Origin of the sequence: Ornithinibacillus bavariensis (genome assembly GCF_050433565.1) — a bacterium.
GTDB lineage: Bacteria > Bacillota > Bacilli > Bacillales > Amphibacillaceae > Ornithinibacillus > Ornithinibacillus bavariensis.
On the sequence record NZ_JBNPWZ010000005.1, the window covers coordinates 66,794 to 90,164 of the forward strand.

Below are 23,371 nucleotides of genomic sequence, written 5' to 3' on the forward strand. Positions count from 1 at the left end.
ATAGAAATGACAGCAGAGATCCTAAACGGAAAAGAATTGTCAATGGAATTGAAACAAAGCATGAAAGAAGAAGTTGCCTTACTACACAAACAAAATATAAAACCGCATTTGAGTGTGGTGTTAGTCGGGAATAACCCAGCTTCTAGATCCTATGTGAACGGCAAAAAGCGTGCTTCAGAGGAAATTGGCATGAGCTCTGAAATTATTGAACTTCCTGAATCTATTTCACAAAATGAGTTATTAGATGTAATTTCTCAACTAAATAACGATAATCGTGTTCACGGGATTCTGGTCCAGCTACCACTACCAAAGCATATCGATGTCCAGCAAATAATTGAGGCGATCAATCCTAAAAAGGATGTAGACGGTTTTCATCCGATTAATATCGGAAGAATGATGACAGGGCAGGACACCTTCCTACCGTGTACGCCTTTTGGTATCATCCAAATGCTGCATTCAAGGAATATTCCGATTGCCGGACAGCATGCTGTTATCATTGGACGCAGTAATATTGTTGGTAAGCCTGTAGGTCAATTATTATTAAATGAAAATGCCACGGTAACCTATTGTCATTCCAAAACAAAGGATATGAAGTCGATTACTAAATTAGCCGATATCTTAATTGTAGCTGTTGGTCGAGCAAATATGATTGACAAAGATTATATAAAAGATGGGGCAGTAGTTATCGATGTTGGAATTAATCGTTTAGATGATGGTTCATTAACTGGGGATGTAGACTTTGATAGTGCAAGCGAAAAAGCATCCTATATTACACCAGTTCCAAAAGGTGTTGGTCCAATGACAATTACCATGTTATTACAAAACACCATTAAAGCTGCAAAAGGTATGGTAAAATGAGCGACAAATATTTAACGGTTACTGCTTTAACGCGTTATTTAAAACGAAAACTTGATACAGACCCTCACCTTCGAAGTATTTGGCTAAAAGGTGAAATTTCGAACTTCAAATTGCATTCGCGTGGTCATATGTATTTAACAATAAAAGATGATCAAGCTCGAATAAATGCAGTTATGTTCGCAGGAAATAATCGATACTTAAAATTTAAACCTGAGGATGGAATGAAGGTGCTTATCCGCGGGGAGATTAGTTTATTTGAAGCTGCGGGACAATATCAGTTGTATATTCAACAAATGGAGCCAGATGGTGTTGGGTCGTTGTATTTAGCGTTCGAACAATTAAAAGAGAAGCTCCGCAATCAAGGATACTTTGATCCATTACATAAAAGAGAAATTCCTAAATTTCCTCAACACATTGGTGTCATCACTTCCCCAACGGGTGCTGCAGTACGGGATATACTTTCCACAATTAAGAGAAGGTATCCAATTGTACAAATTACAGTTCTTCCAGTATTAGTACAAGGAATTAATGCAGCAAAGTCAATTGCGAATACAATCGAAAAAGCAAATCAAATGGCTGATTTTGATGTTATTATTTTAGGGCGTGGTGGTGGTTCGATTGAAGAATTGTGGAGTTTTAATGAGGAAATTGTAGCTGATGCTATTTTTAAATCGACTATACCGATTATTTCTGCTGTCGGTCACGAAACGGATGTTACGATCAGTGATTATGTAGCTGATTTACGGGCACCAACACCAACCGGCGCTGCTGAGTTAGCTGTTCCTTCTCGATTGGAATTAGCAGATAAAATTTCTAAATTAAGACAATCATTACATAGCCTAATGGCATTACAACTTAAGCATCATCAGAATCATTTAAATCGTTTAGTTCAATCCTATGCTTTTAAGTATCCTGAACATCTACTAAGGCAAAAGGAGCTGGAGTTAGACAATAAACGAGAACAAATCGATCGAGCTATGCAGCGGATATTGCATAACAAAAATGAGCGATATAACAATTTTTCAACCCGACTTTTAACGCAACATCCTAAACGACAGCTAGACCATGCAATAAAACAGTTAAATCAACTTATAAAGCAAAACAACCAAGCGATGAAGCAAATTGTAGAAAGAGATACCGTAAAGCTTGGAAGATCGTTAGAAAAACTGACGTTGCTAAATCCACTAGAAATTATGAAAAGAGGATTTGCGATACCTTATACCCAATCAGGTGATATAATTAAGTCAAGAACACAAGTAAACACATCCGATCAAATAAGTATTCACTTAAAGGATGGAGTATTGACATGTGAGGTTACGGAGGTTAAGGAGATCAATCATGGATAATATAAAGGAATTAAGCTTTGAGAAAGCGATGGAGAAATTAGAAGAGATTATTGAAAAATTAGAGGAGGGTGATGTACCGCTTGAAAAGGCAATATCCTATTACCAGGATGGTATGTTACTTTCTAAATTATGCGGTGATAAGCTATCTCATATCCAAGAGAAAATGGTAAAAATTATGAATGAACAAGGTGAATTAGTCCCTTTTGATTTGCAGGAGGATGAAAAAGAGTGAAGCAATTATTAGAAGGCTATATCGAATCGAATCAGCAGCTGTTTCTAGATAAAGTAAAAGAACACTTTAAACCTTTAACTATTCCAGAACAGCTCAAAAAATCTATGCTTTACTCTTTAGAAGCTGGCGGTAAGAGACTTAGACCAATTTTACTAAGAGCAAGCTTTGAAACCTATTCCCCTAACGTAGAAAAGACCTATAGTACGCAAACTGCTTTAGAAATGATCCATACGTACTCTTTAATCCATGATGATTTACCTGCAATGGATGACGATTCTTATCGACGTGGACTGCTTACCAATCATAAAGTCTTTGGTGAGGCAACTGCCATTCTTGCTGGGGACGGTTTATTAACATATAGCTTTGAAATTATTGCAAATGATCCTTTATTATCTGAGGTAGAAAAGGTATATATTCTTAGAGAATTAGCTCGTGCTAGTGGTCCAAGTGGTATGGTAGCTGGACAAATTTTAGATATGGAAGCTGAGAATCAGAGTGTCAATTTGGAACAATTAGAAAAGATTCATGCTCTAAAAACAGGAGAGCTTCTCCGGTTTGCAGTTTCTGCAGGTGCCTTTTTAGGGAATGCTACAGAAGAACAAATTCAGCATCTAGAGCAATTTGCCTATTATTTAGGTCTTATTTTTCAAGTTCAGGATGATATTCTTGATGTAACTGGGGATGAAGGAAAGCTTGGGAAGGCTGTAGGTAGCGACGAATCGAATCATAAAAGTACCTATCCAAAGCTATTAGGGCTTGATGGCGCCATAGAAATGAAAAAAAGATATACCGAAAAAGCCATGGAGCTTTTAAAACATGCTAACGCCAATACTTCTCGATTAGCAGAGTTGACCACGTATTTTAGTGAACGTGACCATTAACATCAGAAAAGGATTTTTCAACCATGAGTAAAATAAGACTAGATGTTCTACTAGTAGAAAGAAATTTAATAGAAACAAGAGAAAAAGCAAAACGAGCGATTATGGCTGGTTTAGTTTTTTCTGAGCAAGAAAGATTAGATAAGCCAGGCATGAAGGTGGATGAAACTATTCCATTAACAGTAAAAGGAAAAGTCATTCCTTATGTTGGTCGAGGTGGGCTAAAGCTAGAGAAGGCTCTTCAAGTGTTTTCCGTCAATGTTCATGATAAAATTATGGTAGATATCGGCTCTTCTACAGGTGGGTTCACAGACTGTGCGCTTCAGAATGGAGCGAGGCTTTGTTATGCCATTGATGTTGGCTATAATCAATTAGACTGGAAGCTGCGTAGTGATCCGCGTGTAATTGTCATGGAGCGTACGAATTTTCGTTATGTTACGAAGGATATGCTGCAAAGTGGATTACCAAGCTTTGCTACGATCGATGTATCCTTTATTTCCTTAAAATTGATTTTACCTGTTTTAAAACATATTTTAGTTTCCAACAGTGATGTAGTTACACTGATAAAGCCACAGTTTGAGGCAGGAAGGGAACAGGTAGGAAAAAAAGGAATTGTCCGTGATAGAAAAGTCCATTTAGATGTACTACATTCTATTCTTTCATTTGCTAAGGACGAAGGATTTGAGCTTTACGGGTTAACCTATTCTCCGATAACTGGTGGAGATGGTAATGTGGAATTTTTGGCACATTTAGGTTGGAACAAAGATAAAAGTGGGTTAACAATTGAAGAATTAAATCCAGAGGACGTAGTCAATAGAGCTCATACAGACTTGACGACACCACAGAATAATTGAGTTTCTGGACTACAGCGTTGTAGTCCTTTCTATTTAATTAGGGGGTGCAATATGAGTAAGATACAAAGACATATAAAAATTAGAGAACTAATCACTGAAAATGATATTGATACACAGGATGAGCTTGTCGATCGTTTAAAAAGCCTTGGGTATAACGTGACACAAGCAACAGTTTCACGTGATATTAAGGAACTGCATCTAGTGAAAGTGCCCACCAATGGTGGAAAATATAAGTACAGTTTACCTGCTGATCAGCGCTTTAATCCTCTTGACAAATTAAAACGGTTAATTATGGATGCATTTGTTAAAATCGACCACACAAGTCATTTCATCGTGTTAAAGACGCTCCCAGGTAATGCACATGCTGTTGGCGTACTCATTGATAATTTAGACTGGGATGAAATAATGGGAACTATTTGTGGTGACGATACATGCCTAATTATTTGTCGTACAGAAGAGGATACCATCACCATTAAAGAACGATTTATTGATATGCTTTAATCATAGGGGGTGACTGAGAATGTTAACTGAATTAGCTATTCGTAATTTTGCAATTATTGATCAGCTTACGATAACTTTCCAGGATGGCTTAACAGTACTTTCTGGTGAAACAGGTGCAGGGAAATCCATCATTATTGATTCGATTCAATTATTAGCTGGAGGGCGATCCTCTGTTGATTTCGTAAGACACGGAGAGGAGAAGGCAGAAATTGAGGGATTATTCTTAATCGATTCAGACAATCATCCAATTCATGAAGTGGGAAACCAATACGGTGTAGAAACACGCGACAATGAAATCGTCTTAAATCGAGTAATTACAGCGTCGGGTAAAAGTATTTGTCGTGTAAATGGAAAGTTAGTCACACTTGCGATATTAAAAGAATTTGGCAGAACACTAATTGATATCCATAGTCAGCATGAAACACAATCGTTAATGATTCCAGAAAATCATATCGAATTACTGGACTTGTATAATCGAGATCAAATAGAACAAGCAAAAGAAGAATATCTCACCCTATTTCAGAAATTACAGTCCCTTCGAAACCGATATAAAGAACTTAATGAAAATGAAAAAGAAATGGCACAACGTCTTGATTTATTGGAGTTTCAATTAAATGAATTAGAAAAAGCGAACTTAGTCCCAAATGAAGATATAGAATTAGAAAATGAACGTAAGCAGCTTTTAAATTATGAACGAATTTTTAGAGGGATAACAGAAGCATATAATGCTCTTTATGGTGAAGAAAAGGGCCTGGAATTGTTACATATTGCTCAAAAGGCATTAGAAGAGAATAGTTCATTTGATCCTTTTATCGCCAAAAAGTCTGAGGAAATTACTAATCATTTTTATATGATTGAAGATCTTACATACCAATTGAGTAATTATATGGATGGTTTAGAATTTGACCCGAATCGCTTAAATGAGATTGAAGGAAGATTGGCGGAAATTGACCGATTAAAAAAGAAGTATGGAACGACTGTCAGTGAAATGATTGAGTATATGGGTAAAATAGAAGAAGAAATCGAGCTAATAAATAATAAAGAATCTCATCTACAAAAAATAATGAACGAAATAGAAGAAGTAAAACAGGATGCATTTCTTGAAGCAAAACAACTACATGATTTACGGAAGAAAGCAGCGAAAGCTTTAATAGAAGAGGTTCATGTAGAGCTTAAGGACTTATATTTGGAAAAGTCAACTTTTTCTATTGAATTTTCCCCAGAAACTCCTTCAGAACATGTGGAGCTACATAAAAACGGTTTTGATCAAATTCGCTTTCTAATTTCTACAAATTTAGGGGAGCCTCTAAAAGAAATTAGTAAGGTGGCATCAGGTGGAGAGCTATCCAGAATCATGCTTGTATTAAAAAAATTGTTTGCGAAACATCAAGGTGTTACTAGTGTTATATTTGATGAAGTGGATACTGGAGTAAGTGGTCGTGTTGCTCAAGCAATCGCAGAGAAGATTTTCCAAATTTCAAAGGAATCACAAGTCTTATGTATCACACATTTACCACAGGTTGCTGCAATGGCTGATACCCATTTATTAATTGAAAAGGATGAGATCAATAATCGGACGTTAACACATGTTTCTGTGTTAACTGAAACAGAACAAATTAATGAGCTAAGTAGGATGATGACAGGTACGAAATTAACTAATACTGCTAAAGAGCATGCAAAGGAGCTACTTGATTTAGCAGAGAGCTTTAAAAAGGGACAACTTATAAATAATTAGTGGAAATAGCCAGATACTATTACGTATCTGGTTTTATTATTCGCATTTTTAAATAGGAAATGTTACACAGCTTTTCTTAACATTTCCCAGTTTAAAAACTTGCTTTAAAGGTCAAATTAGAAGTACAGATAAAAAATATGGTATGGGTTTAGGAACAAGGAGAGTGGACATTTGTGAAATATATAGACAAAATTCGTATCATAGCAGGAGTATTACTCTTACTCGGACTGCTAATTGTTCCTTTTACGCCCCCAATACAAAATTATTTCACCATTCCCGATAAAATAATTACTTTTCAAAACCAGTTCCCCATGAAGGTTCCAAGCCTAGGAAAATCAGTTCAAGTTCATGCTGCAGTTAATGACAATGCTGAGGCTGTTAATGCGTCAAGCTTCCACGTAGAAGAGCCTGGCGATAGTCAGTTAATTTATACGATGGCCGGCGTACCAATAAAAAAAGTAAATGTTTCCGTATTAAAGGATGTAAAAGTGATTCCTGGTGGTCAATCCATAGGAGTACAGCTGCAGACTTTAGGGGTTTTAGTTGTTGGACATCATCTTGTTAATGGTGATAATGGCACACTCTCTCCAGGCGAGGATGCAAACATTAAGGTTGGAGACGTCATTATGGAAATGAATGGTAAGGAAATTGAAGAAATGAATGATGTTAAACCAATAGTCGAAGAATCTGGAAAAAAATCGATGCCAGTTAAAATAAAGGTGAAGAGAGGAAAAGAAACCTTTACAACGGAACTATCCCCAGTATTAGATAAAAAAGAGAGCGAATATCGCATAGGATTATATATAAGGGACTCTGCAGCAGGTATTGGAACAATGACCTTCTTTGAGCCAAAGTCCAAGAAATATGGAGCTCTCGGTCATGTGATATCCGATATGGATACAAAAAAACCAATTGAAATCCACGATGGTACTATCGTTCGATCAACTGTCACTTCCATTCAAAAAGGAAATAATGGAACCCCAGGTGAGAAACAAGCGAAATTCTCCATAAAAGAAAATAAAATTGGAACGATAACTAAAAATAGTCCATTTGGTATCTTTGGGCAACTAGATGACCAAATAAGGAATGGAAAATATGATAAGCCTATGCCAATTGCATTATCACATGAAGTTAAAGAGGGACCTGCAAAAATTTTGACAGTTATTGATGGTGAAAAAGTGGAGGAATATGATGTTGAAATTGTAAGTAGCGTTCCGCAAAAATCACCAGCTACAAAAGGGATGGTCATTCAAATTACTGACCCAAAATTGTTAGAGGCTACTGGTGGAATCGTTCAGGGAATGAGTGGTAGTCCTATTATTCAAAATGGCAAAGTAGTCGGTGCGGTTACCCATGTATTTGTAAATGATCCAACAAGTGGATATGGTGTCCATATTGAATGGATGTTGCAAGATGCAGGTGTTGATATTTATGATAAAGAGACAGTAAAAGCAAGTTGAGTACACGGGTTTGACTTTCTTAGGAAGTCAAACCTTTCTCTTTCTTGTAGTAAAGATTATTCGACAAATGGAAATGATTGGTTGTCGCTTTGTAGCAAATACAATAGAAAAACAAAGAAAAATAAAGCTAATAAAAGAAAACATAAAAAAATACAAAGTTTTTTTAAAAAAGGGAAGGATATTTTAATCTTTTGTCGAATACTTTTTATGGACATATAACTGAAGGAGGAGCAATTTGTGGAAAAAATATCAGTATGTTTGGTCGACGACAACCGAGATTTAATACAGTTAATGGAGGAGTTTTTTGACGAGCAGCCAGATATCGAGATTATTGGAACTGCTTACAATGGAAAGGATTGCCTTACACTTATTGAAGAGAAAAAACCGGATGTTTTGGTACTAGATATAATCATGCCACATGTAGATGGTTTAGCTGTTTTAAGCTCGCTGAGGGAGAAGGGTAGAGCTAATAATGATCCATATGTTATCATGCTAACGGCTTTTGGACAGGAAGAGGTAATGAAGAAAGCTGTTGATTTAGGGGCATCATATTTTATTTTAAAACCATTTGATCTTGATAATCTTGCCGATCAAATTCGTCAAGTGAATGGGCGTTCCGCTATATCTAATCATAGTAACCCAATTATGAAGAGGGAAAGAAAGAAAAAGGATTTAGAAGCGAGCATTACCAACATTATTCATGAAATTGGCGTTCCAGCTCATATTAAAGGGTATATGTATTTAAGAGAAGCGATTACAATGGTTTATAATGACATTGAATTATTAGGTTCCATTACGAAGGTTTTATATCCTGATATTGCGAAGAAATTCAATACTACTTCATCCCGTGTAGAACGGGCAATTAGGCATGCTATCGAGGTTGCGTGGAGTAGAGGGAACATAGATTCAATAAGCGCATTATTTGGATATACGGTTAGTATTTCTAAAGCTAAGCCTACAAACTCGGAATTTATTGCAATGGTTGCAGATAGGCTTCGTCTGGAGCATAAGGCGAGTTAATACATAAGTGAAAATTTAGTCAGGATAACTCTATTTTAATAAAAAAATTACTGTATCGAATTGTACAGTAATTTTTTTATTAAAAGATTTCTCTTAATCGACTCTATTCATATTCGTAATCGTCATCAAAAAATACTTTATATAGAGAGTTTACTCCCTTGTTTAAGTCTTTAGCGTCTATTCCAAACATCATGGAAACGTATGAGGAGCCTTGGTTAATCATTTTAATATTAACATTAGCATGAGCTAGAGCTGTAGTTGCCTTTTCTGCAATTCCAATGGTTTCCATAATCCCTTCACCAACAATCATAATTAGTGCCAATCCATGTTGAAGGGATAGAGAATCTGGATGTAATTCTTCTTTTATTCTCTCTAGTACTTTTACTTCTTTTTCCGGAGTAAACTGTCTTTCTCGAATAATAACAGATATGTCATCAATTCCAGATGGGGCATGTTCAAATGAAATTTGCTCATCCTCTAAAATTTGGAGGAGTCTGCGACCAAATCCGATTTCACGATTCATTAAATATTTACCTACATATAACGTACTAAATCCAGTATCACTAGCGATTCCCACGACAGCTCTACTCTTCTCTTTCTTTTCTGAAACAACGAAGGTACCTTGTAGATAAGGATTATTCGTATTCTTTATAGCTACTGGAATTCCTCGTTTAAATGCTGGAATTAATGCTTCATCATGAAATACAGTAAAACCTGCATAGGAAAGTTCCCGCATCTCTTTATACGTTAATACCTTAATTTCTTTAGGATTCTCTACAATAGTCGGATTCACAGAGTAGACAGAGTCTACGTCAGTAAAGTTTTCATATAGCTCTGCATGTATTCCAGCAGCTATTATAGAACCAGTAATATCGGATCCACCTCTTGAGAACGTTACAAGTTTACCAGCTTTCGTATAGCCAAAAAAACCAGGAATGACTAAGATACCACTCCGTTCCCGTAATGTCTTGATTTTCTCAAAACTTTCCGGCAAGATTTGAGCATTTCCAGGTTCATCAGAAACTAGTATTCCTGCTTCCTTTGGATTAACGTAATATGCTTCTAATCCCAGGGACACAAGATAGTCACTGACAATTTTAGCAGAGCTATCTTCACCAATTGACTTTATCAGATCCATTTTATCAGCGGCAGATTGTTCACGTTTTAAATTATGTAATATAGAATGGTGAATGTCATCTAATAGCTGTCTATTCAAACCTAAGTCAGTAATGATTTTATGAAAACGAATTATTATGGTTTGTAAAAGTTCTTCATAAGGTTGGTTAGCGAATGATGTATTTGCTAAATCGATGAGAAGATCCGTCATTTTCCTATCTTCTTTGTTCTGTTTTCCTGGTGCGGATACAATGACAAACTTACGCTTAGGGTCACTTTTTATGATTTCTCCAACCTTTTTAATTTGTTCAGCACTTGCTAGAGAACTACCACCAAATTTGGCGACCTTCATCTATCCACACCCCAAGTCTTAATTAGTTATTTTTATTGAGCTTTTTTTCGGCTTGCTTCCTACGATCTCGATGAATGATAAAACCACCTAAAAAGGTAAGACCGCCTATAAAAAGAAAAAGTCCAAATGCAAACTGGACACCAGTATGAAGAAAGATTGGATGGAATTCATCAAATAACGTATCTCTCATGAGTTTTATTCCAATAGCTGCTATAACTCCAGGTATAAATAATGTCAGTGCCGCTACTATTCTAATCATTTTAATCTCCCTTTAGTTTTGCTTGATAAAAGTATACCAAAAAACAAAATAAATAGATAAATTATTTACATTTGCCTAAATAGTAATGTTAACGTATGATAGAAAAGTAGAGTTTTCCTTGAAAAATAATAGCATGAAAAGCGCAATATTTTTTAATATTTAAAAAATATTTTTTTAAATATTAAAATTAAAGCGCTTACATTTTTTATTTACGAATGTTTTGTATTATAATGGTTAATAAGTAAAAAAAATTATGCTCAAAACGATTATATTTTACGTCATGTTTGTATCATGATAATGTTAATAGCTCAAGCTGTTTAAGTAAGAGTTTATTATATAGATACTTTACCATTTATTTAAGGAGGAATTTACTATGGATATTTTTAAGAATATGGAAGTTTATGACTATGAACAAATCGTCTTTTGCCAAGATAAGAATTCGGGCCTAAAAGCAATTATTGCTATACATGATACGACATTAGGTCCAGCACTTGGTGGTACTAGAATGTGGACTTATGACTCTGAAGAAGAAGCGATCATCGATGCAATGCGTCTTGCAAAAGGTATGACATATAAAAATGCTGCAGCTGGACTGAACTTAGGTGGAGGTAAAACAGTCATTATTGGTGACCCAAGAACAGATAAAAATCCAGAAATGTTCCGTGCGTTCGGAAGATATATTCAAAGCTTAAATGGTAGATACATAACTGCTGAGGATGTAGGTACAACAGTTGAGGATATGGACCTAATTCATATGGAAACAGATTTTGTAACAGGTATTTCCCCTGAATTTGGTTCTTCGGGTAACCCGTCACCTGTAACAGCTTACGGTGTATATAAGGGAATTAAGGCAGCTGCATTAGAGGCATTTGGTAGTGATTCCTTAGAAGGAAAAACTGTTGCTGTACAAGGTGTAGGGAATGTAGCTTTTACATTATGTGAGTATTTACATAAGGAAGGCGTAAATCTAATTGTTACAGATATTAATAAAGCAGCAGTTGAACGTGCTGTTGAAGCATTTGATGCTAAAGCTGTTGATCCGAATGACATTTATGATGTTGATTGCGACATTTATGCACCTTGTGCACTTGGGGCAACAATCAATGATGATACGATTCCACGGTTGAAGGCTAAGGTAGTTGCTGGATCAGCAAACAATCAGTTAAAGTCTTCTGAGCATGGTGATATTCTATATGAAAAAGGGATTGTTTATGCTCCAGATTATGTAATAAACGCTGGTGGAGTGATTAACGTAGCGGATGAATTAAATGGTTATAACCAATCTAGAGCAATGAAAAAGGTCGAAGGAATTTATGATAGCCTTCTTCGCGTATTCGAAATTTCAAAACGTGATAATATACCTACGTATTTAGCTGCAGATAGAATGGCGGAAGAGCGAATTGAATCAGTAAGAAAATCTAGAGGTCAATTCTTAATAAATGGATTACACACGCTTAGCAGAAGGTAAAAAGGGGAGAATCAAATGACACAGGAATATGATTTAGTTGTTCTTGGTGGAGGAACCGGTGGTTATGTGGCTGCCATTCGTGCTTCTCAGCTTGGCAAGAAGGTTGCTGTAGTAGAAAAAAGTGACTTAGGCGGTACGTGTTTGCATAGGGGATGTATTCCATCTAAAGCGTTATTAAGAAGTGCAGAAGTCTATAGACAAACAAAAAATGCTAGTGAGTACGGAATTACTACTAGTGATATACAATTGGACTTTTTACAAGTTCAGCAACGAAAGAATTCGATTGTAGGGACCTTGCATAAGGGTGTTACAGCACTTATGAAGAAGGGTAAAATTGATGTCTATCATGGATATGGAAGAATTCTTGGACCGAGTATTTTTTCACCACTGCCAGGAACTATTTCGATTGAGTATGCAAATGGTGAGGAAAATACGATGCTAGTTCCGAAAAATGTTCTTATTGCAACAGGTTCCTCGCCAAGAACGCTACCCGGCTTAAATATTGACGGGGATTATGTGATGAGTTCAGATGAGGCATTGCAAATGGATAGCCTACCGAAATCCATCATTATCATCGGTGGAGGAGTCATTGGAATAGAATGGGCATCGATGTTAGCTGATTTCGGTACAGAGGTAACTGTAGTTGAATATCTGGATCAGATTTTACCAACAGAAGATATGGATGTAGCACGTGAGGTAGAAAAGCTTCTTAAACGCAAAGGAGTAACCTTTGTGAAAGGGGCAAAAGTATTACCTGAAACATTGGTAAAGGATAAGGGTGTTTCTATAGAAGCAGAATTAGCTGGAGAGAAAAAGGCATTTTCAGCTGATAAAATTTTAGTTTCTGTTGGCAGACAAGCAAACACAACAAATGTTGGAATTGAGAATACAGATATTGTGCTAGAAAAGGGATATATTAAAACCTCGGAATTTTATCAAACAAAGGAATCACATATATATGCAATCGGTGATGTTATAGGTGGAATGCAGCTTGCCCATGTCGCATCACATGAGGGCATTATTGCGGTTGAACATATGTTTGGATGCAATCCAGAACCAATCAATTATGATAATATTCCTGCTTGTATTTATTCGAATCCCGAAGCAGCAAGTGTTGGATTAACTGAAAAACAGGCAAAAGAGCAAGGATTTTCCGTTAAAGTAGGAAAATTTCCATTCAAGGCTATCGGAAAGGCGCTAGTTTACGGGGAATCAGATGGATTTGTGAAAATTATAATGAATCAAGAAAATGAGGATTTGCTTGGAATTCATATGGTAGGTCCACATGTGACCGACTTAATTTCTGAAGCAGGACTTGCAAAAGTATTGGATGCTACACCGTGGGAAATCTCACATACGATCCATCCACATCCTACGCTTTCAGAAATTATGGGGGAAGCAGCGCTAGCAGTTGAAGGATTACAAATTCACGGTTAAGATAAGTTTAATTAGTAAAGGGAGGGACTTTTTAAATGACTACAAATCGTCATGATGCACTCGGGTTATCCGATGAACAAGTACTCGACATGTACAAAACGATGCTATTAGCGAGAAAATTAGATGAAAGAATGTGGCTACTAAATCGTGCAGGTAAAATTCCATTTGTTATCTCTTGTCAGGGACAGGAGGCTGCGCAGGTTGGAGCTGCTTTTGCATTAGATCGTAAAGATGACTACGTAGCCCCTTACTATCGCGATATGGGCGTAGTTCTAGCTTTTGGTATGACAGCAAAAGAGTTGATGCTTTCTGCTTTTGCTAAGGCAGAGGACCCTAATTCTGGCGGTCGCCAAATGCCAAGCCATTTTGGACAAAAGAAGAATAGAATTTTAACAGGATCATCGCCTGTTACAACACAGGTTCCGCATGCTGTTGGAGTGGCTTTGGCAGCTAAGATGGAAAACAAACAATTTGTTTCATTCGTAACCCTGGGGGAAGGATCCTCTAACCAAGGTGATTTTCATGAAGGATTAAATTTTGCTGGTGTGCACAAATTACCTGTAATTACTATGGTAGAAAATAATAAATATGCTATCTCTGTACCAATAGAAAAGCAGTTAGGTAACCCTAAGGTTTCTGACCGAGCGTTAGGCTATGGTTTTCCAGGTTACACGGTAGATGGTAATGATCCACTGGAAGTATATAAAGCTGTTAAGGAAGCCCGTGAACGTGCATTAAATGGAGAGGGTCCAACACTTATTGAGGCTGTATCTTATCGATTGACTGCTCACTCAAGTGATGATGATGATCGAGCATATCGTGATCGTGATGAAGTTGAGGAAGCGAAAAAGCTTGACTCTATTTTTACCTTTGCGGGTTATCTGAAGGAATTAAATATTTTAACAGATGATTTAGAGAAGGAAATTACGAATGAAATAAATAATATTGTCAATGAGGCAACGGATTATGCTGAAAATGCACCTTATGCAGAACCTGAATCAGCATTAAAGTATGTTTACGAGGAGTAAGAGGGAGGGAATAACATGCCAGTAATGTCATATATTCAAGCGATAACAGCTGCTTTACGGGAAGAAATGCAGCGAGATGAGAAGGTTTTTATACTAGGGGAAGACGTTGGGAAAAAAGGTGGCGTGTTCAAAGCGACTGAAGGCTTATATGATGAATTTGGAGAATATCGTGTATTGGACACTCCATTAGCAGAATCAGCAATAGCTGGTGTTGGAATAGGTGCAGCAATGTATGGCATGCGTCCAGTAGCAGAGATGCAATTCGCAGACTTCATCATGCCAGCGGTAAATCAAATCATTTCTGAAGCTGCAAGAATTCGCTATCGTTCTAATAACGATTGGAACTGTCCAATTGTTGTTCGTGCCCCATATGGTGGAGGTGTACATGGTGCACTGTACCATTCGCAATCTGTGGAAGCAATTTTCGCTAACCAACCAGGATTAAAAATTGTAATGCCTTCAACCCCCTATGATGCAAAAGGTTTGTTAAAGGCTGCTATTCGAGATAATGACCCTGTTCTATTTTTTGAGCATAAACGTGCGTATCGTCTTTTAAAGGGTGAGGTACCAGAGGATGATTATGTACTTCCAATAGGTAAGGCCGATGTAAAACGTGAAGGCTCTGATATCACAGTTATTACATATGGATTATGTGTTCATTTTGCTTTACAAGCTGCTGAAAAGCTAGCTGAGGAAGGGATTGATGCACATATACTTGATTTGCGCACAGTTTATCCATTAGATAAAGAAGCGATTATTGAAGCAGCGAAAAAGACAGGAAAGGTACTATTAGTAACGGAAGACAACAAGGAAGGTAGCGTCATTGGTGAAGTTGCTGCTATTATTGCAGAAAACTGCTTATTCGATCTGGATGCACCAATTCAAAGGTTAGCAGGACCGGATGTTCCTGCAATGCCTTATGCACCAACGATGGAAAAATTCTTTATGATGAATCCTGATAAAATTGAAAAAGCGATGCGTGAGCTTGCTGAGTTCTAATTAGATAGGAGGGATAGAATTGGCAACAGAAAAAATTACCATGCCACAGCTTGGTGAAAGTGTGACAGAGGGAACGATTAGTTCTTGGCTTGTTAAAGTTGGGGACCATGTAAATAAGTATGATCCTATTGCTGAGGTCATGACAGATAAAGTAAATGCAGAAGTACCATCATCCTTCACCGGGACTGTTAAAGAGCTTACTGTACAAGAGGGAGACACGGTTGCTGTTGGGGAATTAATATGCTATATCGAAACAGAAGGTAATGGAGAGAATATAGTAGGAGCAGCTCTTGAACAAGAGGTGACTACTAGTAAGGCGAAAGAGGACCTAAATAGTGATCAATCGATGAAAAAACGCTATTCTCCGGCAGTTTTGCGTATGGCTCAAGAAAATAACATTGATTTAGAACTGGTTACAGGAACGGGCCGTGGAGGAAGAATTACAAGAAAGGATATTGAGCAGATTATTTCTACTGGTCAACTACCTACTGCGGTAGAATCCGCTAAACCGGAAGCTAAACTAGAAGAACCGGTAATTAGTACTACAGTATCGAAGACAACACAATCAACACATTCTACCACACAGGCTGGAGATATTGAGATTCCTGTTACAGGTATACGTAAAGTTATAGCACAAAACATGGTACGCTCTAAAACCGAAATTCCACATGCTTGGATGATGGTTGAAGTGGATGTGACTGATTTAGTTAATTATCGAAATAAAATTAAAACAGAATTTAAGCAAAACGAGGGCTATAATTTAACCTATTTTGCATTCTTTGTAAAAGCTGTAGCACAAGCACTGAAGAAGTTCCCACAAATAAATAGCATGTGGGCAGGAGATAAAATTATTCAGCGTAAAGATATAAACCTATCCATTGCAGTTGCAAAAGACCAAGAATTATTTGTCCCTGTAATTAAAAATGCGGATGAAAAAAGTATTAAGGGAATTGCCCGCGAAATTAATGAACTTGCAAATAAAGCACGTACGAACAAGCTTACTGCAGATGATATGCAAGGTGGAACATTTACGGTTAACAATACAGGGTCCTTTGGTTCTGTTCAGTCAATGGGTGTAATCAACCATCCGCAAGCTGCAATTTTACAGGTTGAATCGATTGTGAAAAAGCCTGTTATTATTAATAATATGTTTGCAGCAAGGGATATGGTTAATTTATGTTTATCATTGGACCACCGGATTTTGGATGGACTAATTTGTGGTCAATTCTTAGCTTATGTTAAGGAGATTTTAGAAAACATGAATGAAAATACGGTTCAAGTCTATTAATTCAGGCTTTTTAGTTTGAATTTAATGGATAAACTTGATAACCTATTGATAGATTTATTTATTCTTAACATAAGGAGTGTCTTAAATGGATTTTAATCTATTTATGAATGATATTGTGGATGCTGCACGTAAAGATATAGTAGAAGCGGGCTATGAGGATTTAAGAAGCCCTGAAGAAGTAGAAGCTGCACTAAATCGTGAAGGTACCACATTAGTTCTTATTAATTCAACCTGTGGTTGTGCTGGTGGTGTAGCTCGTCCAGCAGCTATTAATGCGATAAACTATGATAAGCGTCCAGAGCATTTAGTTACAGTGTTTGCTGGTCAAGATCGTGAAGCGACGGAAAAGGCAAGAACATATTTTGAAGGTTATCCACCTTCTTCACCATCATTTGCGTTGTTAAAGGATGGTAAAATCGTTACCATGTTAGAGCGCCATGACATTGAAGGACATAGTGCTGTAGAAGTGATGAGCAGATTACAACAACTATTCGATGAGCATTGTGAAGAAGTATAAATAGATAAACCAAATAAGGCTGTCTCTATATAGGGTCAGCCTTATTTTCGCTTTAAACCCAATTAAGGTAGTGGCGGACTTGAAGTTGTTATAATATAATTAATAGTTGTAACTAATCATAAATTTACTTGATTCTTTAGGAGATTACGACAACTTTAGATTTCCGACTTTGGGGAAGCTATGTTAGATTGTTTGAAAAATAAAAGACTGGATATATAATCCAGCCATTGATTCATATTATAAATTGATTACAAATGCTAATCCATAGGTTATGGTTGAGACAACCATTGCAATAATCATAATATATACAGCTAATCTCATTCTTCGTTCACGTTTTGATCTTCTTCTTGGAGCAGGTTTAATGTTTTGCTTTGAAGCCATCTGTTTGTCCTCCTTACATCCCATATGCTAATTGTATTTTATCGTTAAAATGGGTTAAGGACAAGTAAAATATTAGAATAGCCATTCTTAAATTATTAATTTTCCTAATATTTGCCTTAGTATTAAGGTTCTTTTTTTAGAGATAGGGGGAACTAGTATGACAATTAATCAAAAGGATAACGAAAAAAAATGGAAGGATTCCGTTGAAGAAACATTAAAGCGCTTTCCTGAGCGGAAAGAAGTGTTTCAAACTAGCTCGAGTATACCTGTCGATAGACTCTATTACCATGAAAATGATAGCGATTACAATGAAAGGTTAGGCTTTCCAGGAGAATATCCGTATACACGGGGCATCCAGTCCACGATGTATCGAAGTAAGTATTGGACAATGCGTCAATATGCTGGCTTTGGTTCTGCAACTGAAACAAACAAACGCTTTCGTTATTTATTGGAGCAAGGGCAAACTGGTTTATCTGTTGCTTTCGATTTGCCGACACAAATTGGTTACGATTCCGATGATCCAATGGCAGAGGGAGAAGTGGGAAGGGTTGGTGTAGCCATAGACACTTTACACGACATGGAGGCACTTCTTGACCAAATTCCCTTAGATAAGGTTAGTACGTCTATGACCATCAATTCTCCAGCATCCATTTTACTATGTATGTATATTGCGGTAGGTGAGAAGCAAGGAGTTCCTATCAATAGATTAACTGGAACTATTCAAAATGATATTTTAAAGGAATATATCGCACGTGGTACTTATATTTTTCCGCCAAAACCGTCCATGCGACTTATTACCAATATTTTTGAGTACTGCCAGCAAAATGTTCCGAAATTCAATACAATTAGTATTTCTGGTTATCATATCCGCGAGGCAGGATCCACAGCAGTCCAAGAGGTAGCCTTTACGATTGCGAATGGTATGGCATATGTGGATGCTGCTATTGCCTCAGGATTGGATGTTGATTCGTTTGCACCTAGACTAGCATTTTTCTTTAATGCCCATAACAATTTTTTTGAAGAGATTGCTAAATTTAGAGCTGCTAGGAGAATTTGGGCGAGGATTATGAAAGAGCACTACCAAGCGAAAAATCCAAAGAGCTGGAAGTTACGTTTTCATACGCAAACAGGTGGTTCTACGCTTACTGCACAACAGCCGGATAATAATATCGTCCGAGTTACCCTGCAAGCTTTAGCGGCTGTATTAGGAGGTACGCAGAGCTTACATACGAACTCTCGTGATGAGGCATTGGCTTTACCAACAGAAGAGTCTGCACGTATTGCGCTTCGAACACAACAAATAATAGCTCATGAAAGTGGTGTTGCAGACACGATTGACCCGCTAGGTGGTTCATATTTTATCGAAGCATTAACAGACAAGATTGAATCCGAAGTAACTATTTATTTAAAACAAATTGAAGAACTAGGCGGTGCAGTCTCAGCCGTTGAAGAAGGATTTATGCAACGGGAAATACATCGGACAGCATATGAAACGCAAAAGCGAATTGAAAGCGAAGAAGAAGTTATCGTTGGTTTAAATAAATACAAAATTGATGAAGAGGTAAATCCAGAGTTATTAAAAGTAGATGAAAAACTAGAGCGGGAACAAAAGGCTGCTCTACACGAGAGAAAGCTAAATCGAGATAAAGACTTAGTAAATAGTACATTAAAACAATTAGAATGGGCAGCTAAAAATCCGGAAGAAAATCTCATTCCATATATTTTGAATGCAGTGAAAGCCTATGCGTCAGTTGGAGAGATTTGTAATGTGTTACGTAGGGAATTTGGAGAGTATGGAAGCATCTAGAGACAAGTGGGGAAGGAGATTGTAAGATGGGGAAAATAAGAGTGTTGATTGCAAAACCAGGACTAGATGGACATGACAGAGGTGCATTAGTTATTGCACAAGGGCTTCGTGATCATGGCATGGAGGTTATTTATACAGGGCTAAGACAATCACCTGCACAAATAGCGAATGCAGCAGTACAAGAGGATGTAGACATTGTTGGACTATCTTCTTTATCTGGAGCCCATTTGACTCTGTTTCCAAAGGTTATCGAAGAGCTTAAGGCATTAAATGCAAGTGACATTCCCGTCATTGGTGGAGGGGTAATACCTGCTGAAGATATTCCTATACTAATAGATAAAGGGATTAACAATATATTTACTAGTGGTTCATCCATCGAAGAACTAGCAAATTACATTATCAAACTCGTAGGAGATGAAAAGATTACACCACCAAAAAAAATCTCGCATATTGGCATTGCAGTTCATTCCATTGAACAAACATTACCATTTTATAGGAATACGTTGGGGCTTGTGCTTGAGGGGATGGAAGAAGTAGCCTCAGAGTTTGTCAAGGTAGCTTTTTTGAGGATAGGTGACACTCGCTTTGAACTGCTAGAACCAACAAGTGAGTCATCAGCGATCTACAAATTTCTTGAGAAAAAAGGAGAGGGAGTCCATCATATCGCTCTAGGGATAGAAGATATCAAGGAGCGAATCAGGCAATATTCGAAAAATGGGATTCAATTTATTAATACCGAACCAAAGCCTGGTGCTCATCAAACGAAGATAGCATTCATGCATCCAAGATCAACTCATGGCGTACTTTTTGAGTTAACAGAAGAATCTGGAGGTAAGGATCAATGATGGATATGTTCGATAAAATAAATGAGCTATATGATAAAAGAAGAATTGCAGAGCTAGGTGGTGGAGATGAGCGGATTGAAAAGCAGCATGCAAAAGGCAAAATGACCGCAAGAGAAAGAATTGATTATTTACTTGATGATGGAAGCTTTGTTGAGTTGAATACATTTATAGAAAACCGTGGAACTGATTTTGATATGAATGGGTCAAATGGTGCGGGTGATGGTGTTGTTACAGGCTATGGAAAAATCAATGGACGCCCTGTTTATTTATTTGCACAGGACTTTACACTTTATGGTGGAGCTTTAGGAGAGATGCACGGGATAAAGATAGCAGCTGTTATGGATCTAGCAGCAAAAAATGGTGTTCCATTTATCGGATTAAATGATTCAGGTGGTGCTAGAATACAGGAGGGTGTATCCTCTTTGGACGGATATGGACAAGTATTTTACCGAAATTCCATTTACTCTGGCTATATCCCACAAATTTCTGTTATTATGGGACCAAGTGCTGGTGGAGCGGTTTATTCCCCTGCCATTACGGATTTTGTGATTATGGTGGAAAAGACTTCACAAATGTTTATCACGGGTCCTAAGGTTATCGAAACAGTGACTGGTGAAAAAATATCTTCCGAAGACTTAGGTGGTGCACATATCCATAATAGTAAAAGTGGAAATGCCCATTTTAAAGCGAAAACAGAGGAAGAGGCATTAGATCATGTGAAAAAGTTACTTTCTTATCTACCTAATAATAATACGGAGAAGCCTGCTATAACAAAATATCACGATGACCAACTCGAGGATTATCGTCCGGAGTTAGTAGATATAGTTCCGTTTGATGCAACTCGTCCATACGATATTAAAAATGTTATTCAACAAGTGGTAGATGAAGGTAGTTTTTATGAAATACATTCTGAATTTGCTAAAAATATTGTGGTTGGATTTGCGAGAATAAAAGGACAAACAGTAGGATTAGTTTGTAACCAACCGAAACATCTTGCTGGTGGATTAGACATTGATTCGAGTGATAAAGCTGCTCGATTTATTCGATTTTGTGATTGCTTTAATATTTCTATCATTACATTTGAGGATGTTACAGGCTTCTTTCCTGGCATAAAACAGGAGCATGGTGGTATCATACGTCATGGAGCGAAAATATTGTATGCTTATTCAGAGGCAACTGTACCAAAACTAACAGTGATAGTTCGAAAAGCATATGGTGGTGCATATGTGGCATTAAATAGTAAGTCAATTGGTGCTGATTTAGTATTTGCATGGCCGAATGCGGAAATTGCGGTTATGGGGCCAGAAGGTGCAGCTAATATTATTTTTGCGAAGGAAATAGCAGCTAGCGAGGATCCTGAAAAAATACGTCAGGAAAAAATAAATATTTATCGCGATAAGTTTGCAAATCCGTATATTGCTGCTAAGCTAGGGATGGTTGATGATGTCATTGACCCTAGAGAAACACGAATAAAGCTTATTCAAGGTCTTGAAATGCTTTATCATAAACAAGAGGATAGACCAAGTAAAAAGCATGGTAATATTCCTCTTTAAAATAGGAGGTAAGTCATCATGGTAAATCAAGACAGATTAGTAAATGAATTCATGGAACTCGTTCAAGTGGACTCAGAAACAGGCTTTGAGGAAGAAATTGCAAAAGTACTAAAAAAGAAATTTACAGACCTCGGCGTAGCGGTTGTCGAGGACAATGCAAAGGAAATAACAGGGCATGGGGCAAACAATTTAATTTGTACGCTAAAAGGTACAAAGGCTGATGCCACTCCAATTTATTTTACATCCCATATGGATACGGTAGTTCCTGGTAAGGGAATTAAACCGCAGATTAAAGATGGATATATTGTTTCAGATGGAACAACTATTTTAGGATCAGATGATAAAGCAGGTCTTGCTGCAATATTGGAAGTAATTCGTGTCATTCAAGAAAATAATATCGAACATGGTGATGTTCAATTTGTTATTACAGTGGGAGAGGAATCGGGACTAGTAGGAGCTAAGGCTATTGATCCATCTATGATTTACGCTAAATTTGGTTATGCACTAGACAGTGATGGCGATGTTGGGGACATTATTGTTGCCGCACCTACACAAGCTAAAATTAACACAATCATAAAAGGAAAAACAGCACATGCAGGCGTGGCACCTGAAAAGGGAGTATCAGCTATTACGATAGCGGCAAAGGCTATCGCCAAAATGCCACTAGGACGTATTGATGAGGAGACTACAGCAAATATTGGTCGATTTGAAGGTGGAAAGCAGACGAATATTGTTGTAGATCATGTAGAAATTCTAGCTGAAGCACGTTCGCTTGTACCCGAAAAAATGGAAGCACAGGTAGCCAAAATGAAGGAAGCCTTTGAATCTGCTGCTAATGAAATGGGTGGAGAAGCTATCGTAGATATTAAAGTAATGTATCCTGGGTTTAAACAAGAGGCAGGAGATGAGGTTGTCGAGATAGCAAGGAGTGCAGCAAAAGCTATTGGTAGAGAGAGTAAGCTATTAAGAAGTGGTGGCGGAAGTGATGCTAATGTCATTGCTGGTTTTGGTATTCCAACAGTTAATTTAGCGGTTGGATATGAAGAAATTCATACAACAAATGAACGAATTCCAGTTAATGAATTAGTTAAAGTTACCGAGCTTGTTGCTGCCATTATTCAAGAGGTTGCAAAATAGTAAAATAAAATACGTAAAAGCGGTTCTTACCATCGAAGTGGATAAGAACCGCTTTTCTTATGCAACTATTTATTAGGAAAAATGCTATTAAAATTGAGTATGATTACTTCTATGGTTCATCTGGTTCCCTATATAAGCATTAATAATTATATATTATCCAAATCTTTTAATAATTGCGCAAACATTTATGGTAAACTAAAAATACAAAGGTGTAATCACTCAATGATGAAATTAGGAAGCGGAATTTATTGAAGAAGCTGGCTTTATTGTAGAATTGTGAATGCATGTAATGATGAGTGA

At 37.1% G+C, this 23,371-nt stretch carries 22 protein-coding genes; 19 read left to right on the top strand and 3 right to left on the bottom strand.

Features of this window, described 5'->3' with window-relative positions:
* Nucleotides 1-6: 6 nt before the first annotated feature.
* From folD to spo0A, 9 genes are all read left to right on the top strand, one after another.
* A complete protein-coding gene (folD, locus tag HNR27_RS10455; RefSeq protein ID WP_429339696.1) occupies nt 7-858 on the top strand; it encodes a bifunctional methylenetetrahydrofolate dehydrogenase/methenyltetrahydrofolate cyclohydrolase FolD in 852 nt (283 codons plus the stop codon).
* A complete protein-coding gene (xseA, locus tag HNR27_RS10460; protein WP_429339697.1) occupies nt 855-2,204 on the top strand; it encodes an exodeoxyribonuclease VII large subunit in 1,350 nt (449 codons plus the stop codon). Before folD ends, xseA begins: the two co-directional genes overlap by 4 nt.
* On the top strand, nt 2,197-2,436 hold the full coding sequence (xseB, locus tag HNR27_RS10465) for an exodeoxyribonuclease VII small subunit (RefSeq protein ID WP_429339698.1): 240 nt from the start codon (nt 2,197-2,199) through the stop codon (nt 2,434-2,436). The genes xseA and xseB overlap by 8 nt, the downstream gene beginning before the upstream one ends.
* Complete coding sequence (locus HNR27_RS10470) at nt 2,433-3,317, top strand: polyprenyl synthetase family protein (RefSeq protein ID WP_429339699.1); 885 nt, start codon at nt 2,433-2,435, stop codon at nt 3,315-3,317. Before xseB ends, HNR27_RS10470 begins: the two co-directional genes overlap by 4 nt.
* Nucleotides 3,318-3,340: 23 nt before the next feature.
* Complete coding sequence (locus HNR27_RS10475) at nt 3,341-4,168, top strand: TlyA family RNA methyltransferase (protein ID WP_429339700.1); 828 nt, start codon at nt 3,341-3,343, stop codon at nt 4,166-4,168.
* 51 nt (nt 4,169-4,219) lie between these two features.
* The gene (ahrC, locus tag HNR27_RS10480) at nt 4,220-4,669 is read left to right on the top strand and encodes a transcriptional regulator AhrC/ArgR (RefSeq protein WP_212922005.1); all 450 of its coding nucleotides are present in this window, start codon (nt 4,220-4,222) and stop codon (nt 4,667-4,669) included.
* A gap of 19 nt (nt 4,670-4,688) precedes the next feature.
* Nucleotides 4,689-6,404 (top strand): DNA repair protein RecN, encoded by a 1,716-nt coding sequence (recN, locus tag HNR27_RS10485; RefSeq protein ID WP_212922004.1) that lies wholly within the window; start codon nt 4,689-4,691, stop codon nt 6,402-6,404.
* A 173-nt stretch (nt 6,405-6,577) separates the two neighbouring features.
* A complete protein-coding gene (gene spoIVB, locus HNR27_RS10490) occupies nt 6,578-7,864 on the top strand; it encodes a SpoIVB peptidase (protein WP_429339701.1) in 1,287 nt (428 codons plus the stop codon).
* A gap of 237 nt (nt 7,865-8,101) precedes the next feature.
* Nucleotides 8,102-8,884 (top strand): sporulation transcription factor Spo0A, encoded by a 783-nt coding sequence (spo0A, locus tag HNR27_RS10495; RefSeq protein ID WP_429339702.1) that lies wholly within the window; start codon nt 8,102-8,104, stop codon nt 8,882-8,884.
* A gap of 103 nt (nt 8,885-8,987) precedes the next feature.
* Here the strand turns inward: spo0A and HNR27_RS10500 are convergent, their stop codons facing one another.
* Nucleotides 8,988-10,352 carry an aspartate kinase gene (locus HNR27_RS10500; protein ID WP_429339703.1) on the bottom strand — a complete coding sequence of 455 codons (1,365 nt, stop codon included), beginning with the start codon at nt 10,350-10,352 and terminating at the stop codon, nt 8,988-8,990.
* A 22-nt stretch (nt 10,353-10,374) separates the two neighbouring features.
* A complete protein-coding gene (locus HNR27_RS10505; protein ID WP_212922000.1) occupies nt 10,375-10,611 on the bottom strand; it encodes a DUF2627 domain-containing protein in 237 nt (78 codons plus the stop codon).
* 373 nt (nt 10,612-10,984) lie between these two features.
* Between HNR27_RS10505 and HNR27_RS10510 the strand changes: the two genes are divergently transcribed.
* The 6 genes from HNR27_RS10510 to HNR27_RS10535 all read left to right on the top strand — a co-directional run bounded on the left by HNR27_RS10510 (nt 10,985) and on the right by HNR27_RS10535 (nt 17,348).
* A complete protein-coding gene (locus HNR27_RS10510) occupies nt 10,985-12,079 on the top strand; it encodes a Leu/Phe/Val dehydrogenase (protein ID WP_212921999.1) in 1,095 nt (364 codons plus the stop codon).
* 15 nt (nt 12,080-12,094) lie between these two features.
* Nucleotides 12,095-13,516 (top strand): dihydrolipoyl dehydrogenase, encoded by a 1,422-nt coding sequence (lpdA, locus tag HNR27_RS10515; protein WP_429339704.1) that lies wholly within the window; start codon nt 12,095-12,097, stop codon nt 13,514-13,516.
* A 35-nt stretch (nt 13,517-13,551) separates the two neighbouring features.
* Nucleotides 13,552-14,544 carry a thiamine pyrophosphate-dependent dehydrogenase E1 component subunit alpha gene (locus HNR27_RS10520; protein WP_212921997.1) on the top strand — a complete coding sequence of 331 codons (993 nt, stop codon included), beginning with the start codon at nt 13,552-13,554 and terminating at the stop codon, nt 14,542-14,544.
* A 15-nt stretch (nt 14,545-14,559) separates the two neighbouring features.
* Nucleotides 14,560-15,543 (top strand): alpha-ketoacid dehydrogenase subunit beta, encoded by a 984-nt coding sequence (locus tag HNR27_RS10525; protein ID WP_212921996.1) that lies wholly within the window; start codon nt 14,560-14,562, stop codon nt 15,541-15,543.
* Nucleotides 15,544-15,562: 19 nt separating this feature from the next.
* On the top strand, nt 15,563-16,831 hold the full coding sequence (locus HNR27_RS10530; protein ID WP_429339705.1) for a dihydrolipoamide acetyltransferase family protein: 1,269 nt from the start codon (nt 15,563-15,565) through the stop codon (nt 16,829-16,831).
* 85 nt (nt 16,832-16,916) lie between these two features.
* Nucleotides 16,917-17,348 (top strand): BrxA/BrxB family bacilliredoxin, encoded by a 432-nt coding sequence (locus HNR27_RS10535; protein WP_212921994.1) that lies wholly within the window; start codon nt 16,917-16,919, stop codon nt 17,346-17,348.
* Between the two features lie 237 nt (nt 17,349-17,585).
* On the opposite strand, the gene prli42 is transcribed toward HNR27_RS10535, so the two are convergent.
* Nucleotides 17,586-17,729 carry a stressosome-associated protein Prli42 gene (gene prli42 / locus HNR27_RS10540; RefSeq protein ID WP_212921993.1) on the bottom strand — a complete coding sequence of 48 codons (144 nt, stop codon included), beginning with the start codon at nt 17,727-17,729 and terminating at the stop codon, nt 17,586-17,588.
* A 157-nt stretch (nt 17,730-17,886) separates the two neighbouring features.
* On the opposite strand from prli42, the gene HNR27_RS10545 reads away from it, so the two are divergent.
* Genes HNR27_RS10545 through HNR27_RS10560 form a run of 4 tightly spaced genes read left to right on the top strand, consistent with a single transcriptional unit; the run spans nt 17,887 to nt 23,071 of the window.
* The gene (locus tag HNR27_RS10545) at nt 17,887-19,536 is read left to right on the top strand and encodes an acyl-CoA mutase large subunit family protein (protein ID WP_429339706.1); all 1,650 of its coding nucleotides are present in this window, start codon (nt 17,887-17,889) and stop codon (nt 19,534-19,536) included.
* Nucleotides 19,537-19,562: 26 nt separating this feature from the next.
* A complete protein-coding gene (gene mce / locus HNR27_RS10550; RefSeq protein WP_429339707.1) occupies nt 19,563-20,381 on the top strand; it encodes a methylmalonyl-CoA epimerase in 819 nt (272 codons plus the stop codon).
* Nucleotides 20,381-21,934, top strand: coding sequence for an acyl-CoA carboxylase subunit beta (locus HNR27_RS10555; RefSeq protein WP_429339815.1), 1,554 nt, complete (start codon nt 20,381-20,383; stop codon nt 21,932-21,934). The genes mce and HNR27_RS10555 overlap by 1 nt, the downstream gene beginning before the upstream one ends.
* An 18-nt stretch (nt 21,935-21,952) precedes the next feature.
* Nucleotides 21,953-23,071: a M20/M25/M40 family metallo-hydrolase gene (locus HNR27_RS10560; protein ID WP_429339708.1), complete on the top strand. Its 1,119-nt coding sequence runs from the start codon at nt 21,953-21,955 to the stop codon at nt 23,069-23,071.
* The last annotated feature ends 300 nt before the right edge of the window (nt 23,072-23,371 follow it).

What these genes read in the sequence shown, in the direction of transcription:
- ahrC (WP_212922005.1), top strand. Translation starts at nt 4,220, where the DNA reads ATGAGTAAGATACAAAGACATATAAAAATTAGAGAACTAATCACTGAA.
- HNR27_RS10545 (WP_429339706.1), top strand. Translation starts at nt 17,887, where the DNA reads ATGACAATTAATCAAAAGGATAACGAAAAAAAATGGAAGGATTCCGTT.
- HNR27_RS10525 (WP_212921996.1), top strand. Translation starts at nt 14,560, where the DNA reads ATGCCAGTAATGTCATATATTCAAGCGATAACAGCTGCTTTACGGGAA.
- recN (WP_212922004.1), top strand. Translation starts at nt 4,689, where the DNA reads ATGTTAACTGAATTAGCTATTCGTAATTTTGCAATTATTGATCAGCTT.
- xseA (WP_429339697.1), top strand. Translation starts at nt 855, where the DNA reads ATGAGCGACAAATATTTAACGGTTACTGCTTTAACGCGTTATTTAAAA.
- mce (WP_429339707.1), top strand. Translation starts at nt 19,563, where the DNA reads ATGGGGAAAATAAGAGTGTTGATTGCAAAACCAGGACTAGATGGACAT.
- folD (WP_429339696.1), top strand. Translation starts at nt 7, where the DNA reads ATGACAGCAGAGATCCTAAACGGAAAAGAATTGTCAATGGAATTGAAA.
- HNR27_RS10560 (WP_429339708.1), top strand. Translation starts at nt 21,953, where the DNA reads ATGGTAAATCAAGACAGATTAGTAAATGAATTCATGGAACTCGTTCAA.
- prli42 (WP_212921993.1), bottom strand. Translation starts at nt 17,729, where the DNA reads ATGGCTTCAAAGCAAAACATTAAACCTGCTCCAAGAAGAAGATCAAAA.
- HNR27_RS10475 (WP_429339700.1), top strand. Translation starts at nt 3,341, where the DNA reads ATGAGTAAAATAAGACTAGATGTTCTACTAGTAGAAAGAAATTTAATA.
- HNR27_RS10535 (WP_212921994.1), top strand. Translation starts at nt 16,917, where the DNA reads ATGGATTTTAATCTATTTATGAATGATATTGTGGATGCTGCACGTAAA.
- HNR27_RS10555 (WP_429339815.1), top strand. Translation starts at nt 20,381, where the DNA reads ATGGATATGTTCGATAAAATAAATGAGCTATATGATAAAAGAAGAATT.
- HNR27_RS10510 (WP_212921999.1), top strand. Translation starts at nt 10,985, where the DNA reads ATGGATATTTTTAAGAATATGGAAGTTTATGACTATGAACAAATCGTC.
- HNR27_RS10500 (WP_429339703.1), bottom strand. Translation starts at nt 10,352, where the DNA reads ATGAAGGTCGCCAAATTTGGTGGTAGTTCTCTAGCAAGTGCTGAACAA.
- lpdA (WP_429339704.1), top strand. Translation starts at nt 12,095, where the DNA reads ATGACACAGGAATATGATTTAGTTGTTCTTGGTGGAGGAACCGGTGGT.
- HNR27_RS10505 (WP_212922000.1), bottom strand. Translation starts at nt 10,611, where the DNA reads ATGATTAGAATAGTAGCGGCACTGACATTATTTATACCTGGAGTTATA.
- HNR27_RS10520 (WP_212921997.1), top strand. Translation starts at nt 13,552, where the DNA reads ATGACTACAAATCGTCATGATGCACTCGGGTTATCCGATGAACAAGTA.
- xseB (WP_429339698.1), top strand. Translation starts at nt 2,197, where the DNA reads ATGGATAATATAAAGGAATTAAGCTTTGAGAAAGCGATGGAGAAATTA.